This window comes from Streptomyces sp. NPDC016851 (assembly GCF_055562795.1).
The window spans coordinates 119,788-133,916 of the sequence record NZ_JBVHEP010000021.1 but is presented as its reverse complement, the minus strand read 5'-3'; the positions used below and the strand labels follow the sequence as shown (position 1 = coordinate 133,916).

General features: G+C 68.2%; 14 protein-coding genes and 3 pseudogenes. 11 read left to right on the top strand and 6 right to left on the bottom strand.

The window, feature by feature from the left end; all coding sequences use genetic code 11:
• Positions 1 to 189 precede the first annotated feature (189 nt).
• Complete coding sequence (locus ACZ3I3_RS29700; protein ID WP_467370119.1) at positions 190 to 882, top strand: copper chaperone PCu(A)C domain-containing protein; 693 nt, start codon at positions 190 to 192, stop codon at positions 880 to 882.
• An 82-nt stretch (positions 883 to 964) separates the two neighbouring features.
• On the opposite strand, the gene phoP is transcribed toward ACZ3I3_RS29700, so the two are convergent.
• Positions 965 to 1,636 carry a two-component system response regulator PhoP gene (gene phoP / locus ACZ3I3_RS29695; protein WP_020271862.1) on the bottom strand — a complete coding sequence of 224 codons (672 nt, stop codon included), beginning with the start codon at positions 1,634 to 1,636 and terminating at the stop codon, positions 965 to 967.
• Between the two features lie 5 nt (positions 1,637 to 1,641).
• Positions 1,642 to 2,934, bottom strand: a complete 1,293-nt coding sequence (gene phoR / locus ACZ3I3_RS29690) for a two-component system sensor histidine kinase PhoR (protein WP_467370117.1) — start codon at positions 2,932 to 2,934, stop codon at positions 1,642 to 1,644.
• Positions 2,935 to 3,179: 245 nt separating this feature from the next.
• Between phoR and phoU the strand changes: the two genes are divergently transcribed.
• The 3 genes from phoU (at position 3,180) to ACZ3I3_RS29675 (ending at position 4,591) form a co-directional block, all read left to right on the top strand.
• A complete protein-coding gene (gene phoU, locus ACZ3I3_RS29685; RefSeq protein ID WP_467370116.1) occupies positions 3,180 to 3,881 on the top strand; it encodes a phosphate signaling complex protein PhoU in 702 nt (233 codons plus the stop codon).
• Positions 3,882 to 4,015: 134 nt separating this feature from the next.
• Entirely contained in the window at positions 4,016 to 4,171 is a 156-nt protein-coding gene (locus tag ACZ3I3_RS29680) for a hypothetical protein (protein WP_307175998.1), read from the top strand.
• Between the two features lie 168 nt (positions 4,172 to 4,339).
• Positions 4,340 to 4,591, top strand: coding sequence for an SCO4226 family nickel-binding protein (locus ACZ3I3_RS29675; protein WP_467370114.1), 252 nt, complete (start codon positions 4,340 to 4,342; stop codon positions 4,589 to 4,591).
• Between the two features lie 40 nt (positions 4,592 to 4,631).
• Here ACZ3I3_RS29675 and ACZ3I3_RS29670 read toward each other — a convergent pair whose 3' ends face one another.
• Together ACZ3I3_RS29670 and ACZ3I3_RS29665 are read right to left on the bottom strand one after the other, a co-directional pair.
• Entirely contained in the window at positions 4,632 to 5,939 is a 1,308-nt protein-coding gene (locus ACZ3I3_RS29670) for a serine hydrolase domain-containing protein (protein WP_467370112.1), read from the bottom strand.
• 92 nt (positions 5,940 to 6,031) lie between these two features.
• Positions 6,032 to 7,369, bottom strand: coding sequence for an MDR family MFS transporter (locus ACZ3I3_RS29665; RefSeq protein WP_467370110.1), 1,338 nt, complete (start codon positions 7,367 to 7,369; stop codon positions 6,032 to 6,034).
• A gap of 170 nt (positions 7,370 to 7,539) precedes the next feature.
• Here ACZ3I3_RS29665 and ACZ3I3_RS29660 point away from each other — a divergent pair, with 170 nt between their 5' ends.
• Positions 7,540 to 8,301: a phosphoglyceromutase gene (locus tag ACZ3I3_RS29660; protein WP_359193090.1), complete on the top strand. Its 762-nt coding sequence runs from the start codon at positions 7,540 to 7,542 to the stop codon at positions 8,299 to 8,301.
• Between the two features lie 663 nt (positions 8,302 to 8,964).
• Here ACZ3I3_RS29660 and ACZ3I3_RS29655 read toward each other — a convergent pair.
• Positions 8,965 to 9,879 (bottom strand): annotated as a pseudogene (locus ACZ3I3_RS29655) (tyrosine-type recombinase/integrase); the annotation flags it as partial.
• Positions 9,880 to 9,881: 2 nt separating this feature from the next.
• Between ACZ3I3_RS29655 and ACZ3I3_RS29650 the strand changes: the two are divergent.
• Together ACZ3I3_RS29650 and ACZ3I3_RS29645 are read left to right on the top strand one after the other, a co-directional pair.
• Positions 9,882 to 10,235: pseudogene (locus ACZ3I3_RS29650) on the top strand (transposase); the annotation flags it as partial.
• Between the two features lie 92 nt (positions 10,236 to 10,327).
• Entirely contained in the window at positions 10,328 to 10,717 is a 390-nt protein-coding gene (locus tag ACZ3I3_RS29645) for a VOC family protein (RefSeq protein WP_467370108.1), read from the top strand.
• Between the two features lie 50 nt (positions 10,718 to 10,767).
• Here ACZ3I3_RS29645 and ACZ3I3_RS29640 read toward each other — a convergent pair.
• A pseudogene (locus ACZ3I3_RS29640) lies at positions 10,768 to 11,079 on the bottom strand (FtsK/SpoIIIE domain-containing protein); the annotation flags it as partial.
• A 184-nt stretch (positions 11,080 to 11,263) separates the two neighbouring features.
• On the opposite strand from ACZ3I3_RS29640, the gene ACZ3I3_RS29635 reads away from it, so the two are divergent.
• The 4 genes from ACZ3I3_RS29635 (at position 11,264) to ACZ3I3_RS29620 (ending at position 14,071) form a co-directional block, all read left to right on the top strand.
• The gene (locus ACZ3I3_RS29635) at positions 11,264 to 11,788 is read left to right on the top strand and encodes a hypothetical protein (protein WP_467370107.1); all 525 of its coding nucleotides are present in this window, start codon (positions 11,264 to 11,266) and stop codon (positions 11,786 to 11,788) included.
• A gap of 536 nt (positions 11,789 to 12,324) precedes the next feature.
• On the top strand, positions 12,325 to 12,501 hold the full coding sequence (locus ACZ3I3_RS29630; protein WP_467370105.1) for a hypothetical protein: 177 nt from the start codon (positions 12,325 to 12,327) through the stop codon (positions 12,499 to 12,501).
• 32 nt (positions 12,502 to 12,533) lie between these two features.
• Positions 12,534 to 12,974 (top strand): hypothetical protein, encoded by a 441-nt coding sequence (locus tag ACZ3I3_RS29625; RefSeq protein WP_467370104.1) that lies wholly within the window; start codon positions 12,534 to 12,536, stop codon positions 12,972 to 12,974.
• A 782-nt stretch (positions 12,975 to 13,756) separates the two neighbouring features.
• The gene (locus ACZ3I3_RS29620; protein WP_467370102.1) at positions 13,757 to 14,071 is read left to right on the top strand and encodes a S1 domain-containing protein; all 315 of its coding nucleotides are present in this window, start codon (positions 13,757 to 13,759) and stop codon (positions 14,069 to 14,071) included.
• Positions 14,072 to 14,129: the final 58 nt, after the last annotated feature.

Here is a 14,129-nt window from a genome sequence, read left to right as displayed (position 1 = left end):
CGCTTATGTGAATGCCGGACGAGCACCCCGCAATGTGACGCGGGTGTCACTTGTGGCTCAGGTGGGACGACGGGTGCCGGGGGGTCGGGTGCGGCCGGGCGGGGACGGCTCGGTAACCTGAGGCCTGCTGACAGACACTTAGGGCGGCTTTATCGGCCGCTCTGCTCGAGTCAAGGAGTTGCCGCCGCCGTGAGCAGCAGCCTTCGACGCGGCGTCCTCGCCGCGGCCGCCATCGCGTTCTCCGTCGCCTCGCTCGCCGCGTGCGGCGCGGGCAACGACGCGCAGACCCTCGAGATCAAGCCGGACAACGCGGCGACGAGCGTCGGCAACATCAAGATCCAGAACGCGATCGTGATCACTCAGCCCGACCTCGAGTCGACCGGCCCGGCCGCGATCTCCGCCACCTTCTTCAACTCCGGCAACACCGCCGAGACGCTGGAGTCCATCACCCTGCCCGGCACCGGCAAGAAGGCCGAGCTCAAGCCCGCCAAGGGCGGCAGCCTGAGCATCCCGGCCGGCGGCAGCCTGATCCTCGGCGGCAAGGACAACGCCACGGCCATGCTGCCGAGCAGCCGCGAGGCCGTCCAGGACGGCAACGCCCAGAAGGTGACCTTCACCTTCAGCAAGACGGGCGACGTGAGCCTGCGCGCGTTCGTCGTCCCCGCCAAGCACTACTTCGCCGAGTGGGGCCCGACCGAGGTGCCGGCCGCGCCGGGCGGCTCGGCGTCCCCGTCCGGTTCGCCGTCGGGGAGCCCCTCCGGTTCGCCGGCCGGCACCGAGAGCCCCGCCACCGGTGAGACCCCGGGCGGCCACGCGTCGCCGGGCACGCCGACCGACGCGGCCTCCGCGAGCGCGTCGACGGGCGCGGGCGCCGGGCACTGAGCCCGCGCGAGGCAGTCGTACGACGAACGAAGGGCGGGACCTCCTGGGAGGTCCCGCCCTTCGTTCGTCGTACGCGGCCGGCCTACGGCTCGAACTTGTAGCCCAGGCCGCGGACCGTCACCAGGTAGCGCGGGGCGCCCGGGTCCGGCTCGATCTTGGCGCGCAGGCGCTTGACGTGGACGTCGAGCGTCTTGGTGTCACCGACGTAGTCGGCGCCCCAGACGCGGTCGATGAGCTGCATGCGCGTCAGGACGCGGCCGGCGTTGCGCAGCAGCATCTCCAGCAGGTCGAACTCCTTCAGCGGCAGGTCGATCTTGGTGCCGCCGACGGTGACCACGTGCCGGTCGACGTCCATCCGGACGGGGCCGGCCTCCAGCGCGGCGGGGGTCACCTCCTCCGGCTCACCTCTGCGGCGCAGCACGGCGCGGATGCGGGCGACGAGTTCGCGCGAGGAGAAGGGCTTGGTGACGTAGTCGTCGGCTCCTATCTCCAGGCCGACGACCTTGTCGATCTCGCTGTCCTTGGCGGTCACCATGATGACGGGGACGTTGGAACGGCCGCGCAGCTGGCGGCAGACCTCGGTGCCCGGCAGGCCGGGCAGCATCAGGTCGAGAAGGACGAGGTCGGCGCCATTGCGCTCGAACTCGTCGAGTCCGTCGGGCCCGGTGGTCGCGACGGCGACCTCGAAGCCCTCCTTGCGGAGCATGTACGACAGGGCGTCGGAGAAGGACTCCTCGTCCTCGACGACGAGCACTCGGGTCACGGAAGGACCTCCGGGGCGGGAAGCGATTCGTACGCTGTTGATTCGGGGGATGTGGGGGTGGACCGCCCGGCCTCCTCGTCGAGGCCCGCGCCTCCTGCGCGTATCTCTCGGGCGGGCTGCTGATGTGCGCGGTCGCGGGCCGCACCGGCCTCCGGCAGCCGCAGGGTGAAGGTGGAGCCCTGGCCTTCGGCGCTCCACACCGTGACCTCCCCGCCGTGCGAGGCGGCCACGTGCTTCACGATCGCCAGCCCGAGGCCCGTGCCGCCGGTGGCACGGGAGCGGGCCGGGTCGACGCGGTAGAAGCGCTCGAAGATGCGCTCCTTGTCCTTGTCGGAGATGCCGATGCCCTGGTCGGTGACGGCGATCTCGATCTGTTCCCCGCCGGGCGCGTTCACCTTGCGGGCCGCTATGCCGACGCGGGTGCGGGCGGGCGAGTAGTTGACCGCGTTCTCGACGAGGTTGCCGAGGGCGGCGGCGAGCTGGCCGCGGTTGCCCCACACATGCAGGTCGGCGGTGCCGCCCGCGGCCATGGTGATCTCTTTGGTGCCGGCCTGGTGCCGGCAGCGGTCGATGGCCTCGGCGACGAGCTCGTCGACGCGGACCGGCTCGGCGTCCTCCAGCGGGTCGTCGTTCTGCACCCGCGACAGGTCGATGAGCTCCTGCACCAGGCTGGTGAGCCGGGTGGCCTCGATCTGCATGCGCCCGGCGAACCGCTCGACGGCCTCGGGGTCGTCGGAGGCGTCCATCACGGCCTCGGACAGCAGGGACAGGGCGCCGACGGGCGTCTTCAGCTCATGGCTCACGTTGGCGACGAAGTCGCGCCGCACCGCCTCGATCCGGCGGGCCTCGGTGAGGTCCTCCACGAGCAGCAGCACCAGCCGGGAGCCGAGCGGCGCGACCCGCGCGGAGACGGCCAGGGCCTCTCCGCGTCCGGTGCCGCGCCTCGGCAGGTCCAGTTCGACCTGGCGTATCTCCCCGTCGCGCCGGGTGTCCCGGGCCATCTGCAGCATCGGCTCGACGGCGAGCTTGCCGCCGCGGACCAGGCCGAGCGCGTACGCCGCCGAGCTGGCCTTGACCACCGCGTCCGCCTCGTCGAGCACGACGGCGGAGGACCTGAGGACCGACAGGACGGTGTCCACGCCCGGCGGGAGCACCGCGTCCGTGTGGAGGGAGCTGCGGGTGGGGCGCTTCTGTTCACGCTCACTCCAGCGGAACGCCAGCATGGCGATGACGCCGGTGAGCACCCCGGCGATCGCTGCCACTGCGGCGACCGCCGCGTTCACGTCCATGCACCCAGGTTAGGCATGGGTCGGGCACGGGCCACAGCCGTCGGGCTGCGACCTCGAACACTCGTCGCCCAGAGTTCACCTTGGAGCCAGTATTGGTTCATTTGGGATGACGGAAACGGACGCGTACGGGACGGAACGTGGGAGCGTGGGGTTCGGACCGTTGGTAATACGACGGTCGTACCGCCGGATGTTCGGTGGGCCCCGGCCCTTGAACCCCCGACACGGACGCACGAGAGGGATGCCTGATGCGGGACGCGTACCACGAGGAACTGGACTCGATCGGCGACGGTCTGGTGGAGATGGCCCGGCTGGTCGGCTCGGCGATCGGGCGCGCCACCACCGCCATGCTCGACTCCGACCTGAAGCTGGCCGAGAACGTCATCGAGGCCGACCAGAAGGTCGACGAACTGCAGCACGACCTGGAGGCCAGGGCCATAGCCCTGCTGGCGCGGCAGCAGCCCGTGGCGACGGACCTGCGCATCGTCGTCACGTCGCTGCGCATGTCGGCCGACCTGGAGCGCTCGGGCGACCTCGCCCAGCACGTGGCGAAGCTCGCGCGCCTGCGCTACCCGGACCGCGCGGTGCCGAGCGACCTGCACGCCACCATCCTGGAGATGGGCCAGCTCGCCCAGCGCCTGATGGCCAAGGCCGCCGAGGTGATCATCACCAAGGACGTCGACCTGGCACTCCAGCTGGAGCAGGACGACGACGAGATGGACCTGCTGCACCGCACGCTCTTCCAGCACCTGATGGACGACCGCTGGAAGCACGGCATCGAGACGGCCGTGGACGTGACGCTGCTCGGCCGCTACTACGAGCGGTTCGCCGACCACGCGGTCTCGGTCGCCAAGCGGGTGGTGTACCTGGTGACGGGTGAGCACGCGGACGAGCTCCAGGCGGACGCGCAGCCGGAGATCCAGGCGGTGACGGGGGCGGAGAGCGCCTGAGCGCGGCGTGAGTCGGCCATTGGCCGGGGGCCTGCGGGGATTGGCCAGGGCGCGCGGGCGCCTCTGTGCGCCGTTGATGCGCCCAGCGGAACGGGCATCCAATGGGCACAGGCACCAGCCTCGAGGAGGGACCCATGGCCGAATCCCCCAGCACCGCGCCCGACCCCACGCAGCAGCGCGAGACCGAGCAGCCCGCCGAGATCAGGAACCTGCCCCTGGTCGCCGCGTGCGGCTGCGGCTCGGGCTGCGGCTGCGGCTGCCAGTCGGGCAGCCCCTGCCAGTGCGGCTGACGCCGGCATTCTCGTACGACCAGCAGGGCCCCGGTGGTTCGCCGCCGGGGCCCTGTGGCGTTGTGAAGGTTTCGGCCGTCGTGGTGCCTTCGTGCCGGTACGGGCGGACCATGGAGGTACGCCCGCTGTATCGGCGTGCCGCCGGATCCTGGGAAGGAGCGTGACGTCATGGCCAAGTTCATGGATGTCCACCGCAGCATGAAGGGCATCACGGAAGAGCAGCTGCTCGAGGCCCACAACGCGGACCTCGCCATCGAAGCGGATGAGAAGGTGCACTTCGAGAGGGCCTGGGCGGACCCGGAGTCCGGCCTCGTCTACTGCCTTTCGGAGGCACCCTCCGCGGAAGCGGTCCAGCGCGTCCACGAACGCGCGGGGCACAAGGCGGACGAGATCCACCCGGTGCCGTTGACGGTCCAGTGAAGTGAGCGGTGCGGCCGGCCGGCCTGCCGATCGGCCGGCCTCAGGGCGCGCTCCCGCAGAACTCGGATTCGACAGCGGCGTCCTCCAGCCGCTGCTCGCCCCAGTCGCCGTTGCGGTTCATGGTCATGACCTGCCGGCCGTCCGCCGAGGCGAGGGTGCGGGTCGCGGAGCCGGGGATCATGCCACCGTGCCCCCAGGCCCAGCAGCTCTCCGCGAGCTTGAAGTGCCGTAGGCCGAGGCCGTAGACGTCCTCCGGGCCGCCGTGGCCCTTGTCCCCGTCGACCGGGACGGCGTCGAGCAGCTGCCGCTGTTGTGCGGGCGGCAGCAGGTCACCGGCCAGCAGGCTGGACAGGAAGGTGTTGACGTCGCCCACGGTCGAGATGATCTGCCCTGCGGAGAAGGCGACCGTGGGACTGAACTCGGTGACGTCGCGCACCTTCGCCTGCGGCCCGTCCTCGAAGAGCGTCGAATAGTGCCGCGCGTGGGGCGAGGGCAGTCCGGGCGCGGTGTCCGGCACGCTCGTGCCGCGCAGACCGAGGGGCCGTATGACGAGCCGCTCGACGGCGTGCGCGTAGCTGCAGCCCGTGGCCTTCTCTATGACGATGCCGGCCAGGACGTAGTTCGTGTCCGAGTAGTCCCACTCGCCGGGGCGGCCCGGCCTGCTGCCCTGCTCCGGCTGGAAGTTCGGCGGGTGGGCGAGCGCGATGTCCACCAGCTCCCGTGGGGACCACCGGGTGTGCCGGTTCCGGTCGAACTCGTCACCGGCGTACCTGGCCCGGAAGCCGGCGTCCATGTTGTAGTCGAAGATCCCGCTCGTGTGGTTGAGCAGGTGCCGCACGGTGATGTGCCCGGGCCGGTACCCGTTGCCGCGCACCACTCCCGGGAGCCACTTGGCCACGCTGTCGTCCAGCGACAGCTTGCCTTCGGCTTCGAGCTTGAGCAGCACGGTGGCGGTGAAGGTCTTGGTCACGCTGGCGATACGGAACCTCTCGTGGGTGCTCCGCGGCCGCTCCGAGCCGAGCTTGCGGACACCGGCCCGGCCGTCCCACACTCCGTGCCGGTCGCGGACCTGGGCGATGACGCCCGGGGTGCCCTGCGCGACGATCCGGTTCAGCACGGCCTGGGTCCTCGTATGGGGGGCCTGGTTCTTCTGGACTGCCTGGTACTTCTGGGCTGCCTGGCCGTCCGGCTGTAATCGGGGCGGCGGGTGGTGGGACGTACCGGGCACCGCGGAGGCGGCGACGGCGAGGGTGGCGGTGCCGACGAGGGCGGCGAGAACGACGAGGAGGCGGCGGGCTGCCTGCGGTTTCCTGTTGTGGTGGCGGTGACGGTGACGGTGACGGGTCATGGGAACAGCTCATCAAGCGCCGTATCGCCACACCATCGGGAACACCCCGGAAACGGATCAGGGAGCGGACGCGGAAGGCTCCGGGTCCTGCCCTAGGGCAGCTCCGGGACCTGCGCCGGGGCCACGGCGGCAGGCCCGGCCGGAGCGGTCGGCTCAGTCGGCTGAGCCCACTCATCGGGCTCAGCCGGCTCCTCCTCCGGCACCCGCCGCATCAGCACCCCGTACCCCAGCCCGGCCACCGTCCCGATCACCGCGCACAGACCCCACAGCCACTCGGCCCCGAAGCGGTCGATGACGAACCCGGACATCAGCGGGGCGACGAGCGCGGCGACGGACCAGGACATGTTGTACATCCCCTGGTAGCGCCCGCGTCCGTGGAGCGGGGAGAGCCGGACGACCAGACCGGTCTGCGTCGGGGCGTTGACGATCTCGGCCAGCGTCCACACGCACACCGTGAGGGCGATGACGCCGACCGACCCGGCGAAGGCGGTGAGTCCGAAGCCGTACCCCGCGAGGACGGACGAGACGACGAGCAGCCGGCGCGGGTCCCGGTGTTCGATGAACCGCGTGACCGGGATCTGGAGCACGACGATCAGGACGCCGTTGACGGCGACCGCCATGCCGTACTCGGCGGGCGTGAACCCGGCCTCGCCCATGGCCACCGGCAGCCCCACGTACGCCTGCTGGAAGATCAGCGCGACGAGGAAGGACAGCCCGACGACGCCCATGAAGCGTCCGTCGCGCAGTACGGTCCCGAGGCTGACGGAGTCGGCGGACGTCGCGGCCGTCTCCTCGGAGGCGACGGCCGTCTTCAGCGTCTCGGCGGGCTTGGACTCCGGCAGCTTCACGAAGACGAGGACCGCGCAGACCATCGTCATCCCCGCCTCGATCAGGAACCCGGCGAGATAGCTGACCTCGGCGATGAACCCGGCGGCCGTGGAGGAGACGGCGAAGCCGAGGTTGATGGCCCAGTAGTTGAGGGAGAAGGCGCGGACGCGGTCCTCGGGCCGGACGATGTCGGCCATCATCGCCTGCACGGCGGGCCGGGACGCGTTGCTGGCCATGCCGACGAGGAACGCGACACCGGCGATCGCGACCGGGTGGTGCACGAACCCGAGCAGCGCGACGGACACGGCGGTCGAGGCCTGCGCGATCAGCAGCGTCGGCCGCCTCCCCAGCCGGTCGGCCATCACGCCACCGCCCAGCGAGGAGATCACCCCGCCGAGCCCGTGCAGGGCGGCGACCAGACCGGCGTACGTGGCGGAGTAGCCGCGGTCGAGCGTCAGGTACAGCGCCATGAAGGTCGCGACGAAGGCGCCGAGCCGGTTGACGAGGGTGCTGGTCCACAGCCACCAGAACTCGCGGGGCAGTCCGGAGACGGTCTCCCGGACGGCACGTCTGGCACGCAGGCCGTACGGCATGGACGACATGGGCTCCCCCGGGACGCAAGAATGTAGGCGGCGCATGTAAGCGGCGCATGCAGGGGTCACACGTTACGAATCCGCGCTTGACGGAGGCCACTCAATTAACAGAACCCGTCAACCGTCCGCCTGCCGGGCAGCCACGCGAACGGGCGAATGCGTGGATTACGCTCTGGGGCATGGCCGACGCACCGTACAAGCTGATCCTCCTCCGCCACGGCGAGAGCGAGTGGAACGAGAAGAACCTGTTCACCGGCTGGGTGGACGTCAACCTGACCGCGAAGGGCGAGAAGGAGGCGACGCGCGGCGGCGAGCTGCTGAAGGACGCCGGCCTGCTCCCCGACGTCGTGCACACGTCCCTCCAGAAGCGCGCCATCCGCACCGCGCAGCTCGCCCTGGAGTCCGCCGACCGCCTCTGGATCCCGGTCCACCGCAGCTGGCGCCTGAACGAGCGCCACTACGGCGCCCTCCAGGGCAAGGACAAGGCCCAGACGCTCGCCGAGTTCGGCGAGGAGCAGTTCATGCTGTGGCGCCGCTCCTACGACACCCCGCCGCCGGCGCTGGACCGTGACGCCGAGTACTCCCAGTTCTCCGACCCGCGCTACGCGACCCTCCCGCCGGAGCTGCGCCCGCAGACGGAGTGCCTCAAGGACGTCGTCGTCCGCATGCTCCCCTACTGGTTCGACGCCATCGTCCCCGACCTCCTCACCGGCCGCACGGTCCTGGTCGCCGCCCACGGCAACAGCCTGCGCGCCCTGGTCAAGCACCTGGACGGCGTCTCCGACGCGGACATCGCGGGCCTCAACATCCCGACGGGCATCCCCCTGTCCTACGAACTCGACGCCGACTTCAAGCCGGTGAACCCGGGCGGGACGTACCTGGACCCTGACGCGGCTGCGGCGGCCATCGAGGCGGTCAAGAACCAGGGGAAGAAGAAGTAAGCCGAACTGATCAAGGCCCCTGCCTGCGGTTTCTCCGCTGGCAGGGGCCTTGTTGCTGCAGTGGGGCCGTCGCTGGGCCGTGAAAGGGATTTGGGGCCGCTGTCAAGCCTTCTGTCGTCCCTCGGTGACTAACAACATGGCCGGTATGCTGGTCGCGCCTCACCTGATCCTTCCCTGAACTCCGCCCACTGGCTCGGGAGTTCCAAGGCACCGGTCCGAGAAGCGGGCCGGTTGAAGGAGGAAGGGAGGCAGTAGAGGTGAGCCTTGAGAAGGACGAGCCCCGTAGGTGGACCAGTGCCGAGAGGTGGCAGGTCTGGCTTACGGGAGCCGGTCTCTTGGTGGCCATCGCTACCGGCGTGATGCAGTTCGCTCGATGAGCGGGTCACGCGCGAGGACGGTCGCGACCGGGAGCTGTACATGCAGCGAGCCCGGTCTGCTAGTGGGCGACCGGGCTCGCTGACTGCATGAGGGCCTGGATCTGGTTGCAGCCGGATCCAGGTCCTCCGTCGTTCTATCTCCTAGAACCTATGCAAGCCATCTAGGAGCTTGCCTCCCAATCTCCCACGACGCTGCTAACGGAATCAACTTTGGTGAATCCACTCGCCGAGACTGCTGCCCTTTAGCAGCACAGAACTGGTTCACGTCGGGTACTGATGAGGCTCGTCACTGGCGCTCGAAGACGGACGCCAGGGCCTTGCGGGTGTGCTCCTGGCTGGAGGGCATCAGGTGCGCGTACACGCGGAGCGTCAAGCCGGGGTCCGAGTGGCCGAGGTACTCGGCCAGGGCCTTGATGTTCTCTCCAGCGTCCAGGAGCACCGAGGCGTAGAAGTGCCGGAGGGCGTGCATGCCGTTCTCGCGGGACTCGGCGTAGGACTCGCCCGGCTTCCGCTCGGGGATCACCCCGGCCGAGGCGAGCGCCCGCTTCCACACTTCCTCGTTGAGCGACGTCCGCCAGACATGACCGCCACGCGGGCCGGTGAAGATCAGCCGCTTGGTCACCGGAGGGCCGTCCGCCACCTTCCACGGCAAGGTGATCTCCACCGGCGGGAACGGCTTCATGTGGTCCCGGAGGGCATCAGCGACCGGACCGGGCAACGGCACGTCCCGCAACTTGCCGCCCTTGGGTGGGGCGAACACGGGCTTGCTGCGGCTCAGCTTGAGCTGCTGGACCACGTGGAGCGTGCCCGCCGCAAAGTCGATCGCGTCGACGGCGATGCCACGGATCTCCCCCTGGCGGAGACCGCAGCCGCCGCCCATGTTGACCATGGCTTGGTACCGCTCGGGCATGCCGGCCCGGACTGCGAAGACCCGCTCTGCCGTCCATGGGACGACTCGCTTGCTGTCCACGGTCGGCGGCCGGACCGAGCGAGCAGCACACGGGTTCCGGGGAAGGTGCCCATCGTCCACGGCAGCGCTTAGAGCCGCCCGCACATTGGAGTAGATCGTCCGAGCGTACGAGCCACGGACGCCGTTCTCTTGGAGCTGCCTCACCCAGTCACGGATGTGAGCGGGCTGGAAGGAGCCGAGAGGACGTGACCCCAGGTAGGAGAACGCGTGCAGCCGAAGCTGCGACTCCATGCGCCAACCTGCACGACAGCCTCGGCCTGAAGCCGCTGGTACGCGGGATCCCACCGATCCGCTCCCGGCACGGCCCGCGCCGCCGGCGCCCGGCCAAGCTCCACGCCGACAAGGGATACGACTACGACCACCTGCGCCGATGGCTCCGCAAGCGGGGCATCCGCCACCGCATCGCACGCAAAGGCGTCGAGTCCTCGCAGCGGCTGGGCCGCCACCGCTGGGTCGTCGAGAGAACGGTGTCCTGGCTCGCCGGCTGCCGACGCCTGCACCGCCGCTACGAGCACAAGGCCGAGCACTTCCTGGCCTTCGTCGGCATAGCCGCAGCCCTCATCTGCCACCGCCGCCTGACTATGTAGGCGGCAGCGATTAGAATCTGCGGCGACATCGCGTGTCGGTCACCGACTGGGTGAGGCATGGAGGTGTCGGGACATGCCTTCGGAGGCATTCCTTGTCAGTCGAGTTGAACCACACGATCGTCCATGCCCGGGACAACCGGGAGTCCGCAGAATTCTTCGCGAACCTGCTCAGCCTTGAGATCACCGCCGAGTGGGGCCCATTCATCGCGGTCGACCTGAGCAACGGCGTCACGCTGGACTTCGCCACGATCCCTGCGGACCGGATCACTCCCCAGCACTACGCCTTCTTGGTCTCCGAGGAGGAGTTCGACGCAGCGTATGCGCAGATCACGCAGCGCGGCATCGAGCACTACGCCGATCCCCACCGGAAGCAGCCCGGCGCGATCAACCACAACGACGGTGGCCGCGGAGTGTACTTCATGGACCCGGCGGGCCACGCCATGGAACTCATCACCGTGCCGTACGGCGGCTGGACCCCGTAAGCACATACGCAGGGCCGCACGCCGACGCGGGTGCGGCCCTCAACCCCTGCTTGCTTCACGAGCACGAGCAGCAGCTCTGCTGCCTGTTCCGGTTCGGTCGCCAGCGCGGAGAGGCGGGCCGCGAACGGTGCCAGTTCCACACCGTGCTTGCAGTCGATGCCGACGAGGGCGACCGGCTGAGGGGCGAGTCCGGCGATCAGGTGTCGCAGATACATGGACTTGCCCGACAGCGTGGCGCCGAGGGTGAGTTGGTGAGGCACGGCCCGGTAGTCCCGTATGAACGGCATGGCATCCTCCCGCAGGGTCACCGACACCTGAAGGAACCCGGCGTCCACCTTGCGCGGCATCCGCACCTGCCGCAGCCATGAGTCGAGAACCGCGGAGCGCGGCAACGCTCAAAGCATGCCTCCGGCGGGGGCGCTCAGGCTCCGAGATGGAGGGGGCGCCGTTCGCGAGTGCCGGCCGGAGTAGTGGTGGGCGAAGCCCTGTGTATCGGAAGTTCTGCGTACCACCGGTCTCGGGACCGTAGAACTGCAAGGATCAACCGTGACCTCCATGCTTGCCGATGGGAAAGGTGCCGAGTTGGCCCCCCTGGTGCTATCTATCGCCAGCCTCGTTGTCTCTGTGGTGGCAGTTGTGATCAGCCTGTCTCAGGCCCGTCTAGCCAAACGCGAAAGTGAACGAGCGCGGCCCAACGTGACGCTGAAAGCGCTCTTCACTGATCGCCTTGCACGGAGTTCGGGTGAGACAGTTCGGGCCGTCCTGGTCTCTGTCAAGAACACTGGGCGGGAAGATACAGAGCTCGCGTCGCTGCGCATCTACTCAGAGCGAGTCTTCTTGAATGGCACCAACTGTCGGCTCCCTGGCGGAGGGCCCGCTCTGCCCAATCGCATCACGGGCCATTCGCAGCAACAGTGGCTGATTGATGCTTCATCTATCGAGGACACAGCTACTGAAGTGACTGTCAGCGCCGACCTGGGTCACGGAGAGCATCTGTCCGTCGTGGCTGTCAAGGAGAATCCTGTTAGCCCCGCAGATGAAGTTCGACGCGAGAGCGGGTGTTTCTCCTGATGGGAGACGCCCGCTCTTCGTTTAGGCGCGTGCGGCAGGTGCCGGTCTACTCATCTTCGCCGCTTCCACATACTCGCCTCGATCTTCTTGTCGTCATTCGGCGGAGCGCACTAGTTACCCGCATTCAGTGGACGTACTACGCCGACCACGGGCGACCGTCCGAGACGGCGGACATCCTGCCTGCCGCACTCTGCGAGATCGTGCACGAGGTTGTCGTCCATCCGTGAACAGGCCTTGACTCGGGCCGGACCAGGAGTGCGGATGCGTTACGGCTGCCGTTGGTTCCATTGCCTCCATCACAGCTCACCGCAAGTGATCAAGCTACAGTTGCGCCTGACCAGGGGCGCCTTGGTGCCCTTACAAGCGTTGGCCGCCCTGTGCGGCTATCAGAACACGGGGAGTGAATCACGTTGATGCGGATGCGTGCGATCTCGGCTGCCCTCGCTGCGAGTGCCCTTATAGCCCTGGCTGGGCCTGTGGGCTCAGCCAGTGCCACTGACGGTGTGTCAGTAATGGCCAGGGGATGGGCTGCCAAGGTGAAGTGCGCCAAGGTCAAGATCTCGACCAACGACGCCGTCGGCTTCGTCGAGGGCAAAGGCACTGGACCGACGAGGGATACTTCCATCAAGGCCGCAAAGAAGAACGCCAATGACTGGGCTGGCCCCGGTTACCGGGCCAAGCACTGTGACGTGAAGAGCGTCGGCCGCCGCTAGCTTCCCCCTCGACCAAGCGAAGACAGGAGTTCATGACCTCCAGTGTCGGTCTCTTTGAGATCCAACTCGGTATCTACGCCGCGGATGGCGACATCGCGGCGATTGTCGACGGCTGCAAGCGAGCCCTGGGGGAGCGAGTGCCGTGGAAGCTTCGAGTTGTCGAAGGAAGACTGGGAACTCGACCGGGTGGCATAACGCTGTCTGAGTTCTACGACGAGTTGCCCCAGCAGTGGAGCGACGAGCATCTCCAGGAGGAGCCAGGTCAGCGGCAGGTATACGAGATCCGGGTAGGGCTACTGGCTACGCGCCGTGAAATGGATAGCCTGCGCGAAGAACTCATTCGCGTCCTGTGTCCCGACCCGGACCACAGTGGTCCCTGCCCAGTGCCCTGGTCGGCCGGCTACAGCGACGACAGTGACGACTTCGGCCGCGCTTATCTGGACAAGGAGTACGGGGCGCTGCGCCCAGCCTGACCTCGATGCGCGAGAGCGTGCCGCACTTGGGTGATGGCCAAAGCTTCTTCCGACCGATCGGCTCTTGATCGGTCGGAAGAAGCTTGAAACGCCCAACGCTTGACGCCAACCGCCAGGGCCGCGCCAGGCGGCGTGCAACGGACACCGCTCGTCGGCCGCCAGATGAATGTCTTCCTGACTGAACTCTGTAGAGCTACGGACAAGGACCCACCCACCCAGTTCTTCGGGTTGCCGAGAACCGACCCCAGAACAGCGGACCCGTAGATAATCACCGCGTAGACAGCTGGCACGACCATGCTGACGACACGCTTCTTAGCGGCGATGAAAAACAGGGGCGGGGCAAGAAGGCCGGCCGACACCACGACCACAACCACCCAGATCACCTTGTGCAGTGTGTTCGCGTACATACGAGCTTGGATGGGCGCGTTGATGTGCGGGCTGCTCGTGGTTCCCCCTTGGCTTAACCGGGCGCCCAGTGTGGCCTACAGCACCACAACATGGGGCCTTTCGAAGCATGCGCTGAACGGGCCTCAGCGTTCGCCCAGCTCGGTCCCGTCTCAGTCTTTTCCGTCTCATTCAGCGCCGTTCACGGTCGTTCAGTCGGGACGGAAGCCCGGTAGCCGCTCTCACGACCGGCCGTCTATGAACGCAGGTGAACGGCCCCAGACTCGGCACACCACCCCACCAACACAGTTGGAGAGCGTGTTGGTCCTGCGCGGCCGAGCAGTGTGGCGTTGCGCCCCGCTGTCGACAACATCCACTGCTCTGGCCATGATTGGCCAATGCCCGAGTTCAGTTGGCCGGACCGCTCCCTGGTGCCACCCTCAGATGCCGTCGACCGGAGCTGGCCAGCAACAGTTGCCGCATTGCCCCTCGGATCTCACGCCAGCGGACGGGTCATCGGCCGGCAGCCATTCGGCGTCTTCCTCCTCATCGATGGCTTGCCGAATGCAGTCGGCCTTGCCGAGATCACCGCCATGCCTCACCACATGCAACTGCCCACCTTGGGCGCGACTGTCGCCGGTGAGGTGATCTGGCACACGGACCGCAACTGCCAGGTGAAGATCCGCCTCCATGAATGGCAGGTACCCAGCTGATCACCTCCTGGTCGCCACAGCTCTGCACCACTGCCGCACCAGAACGAGCGGGGAACAA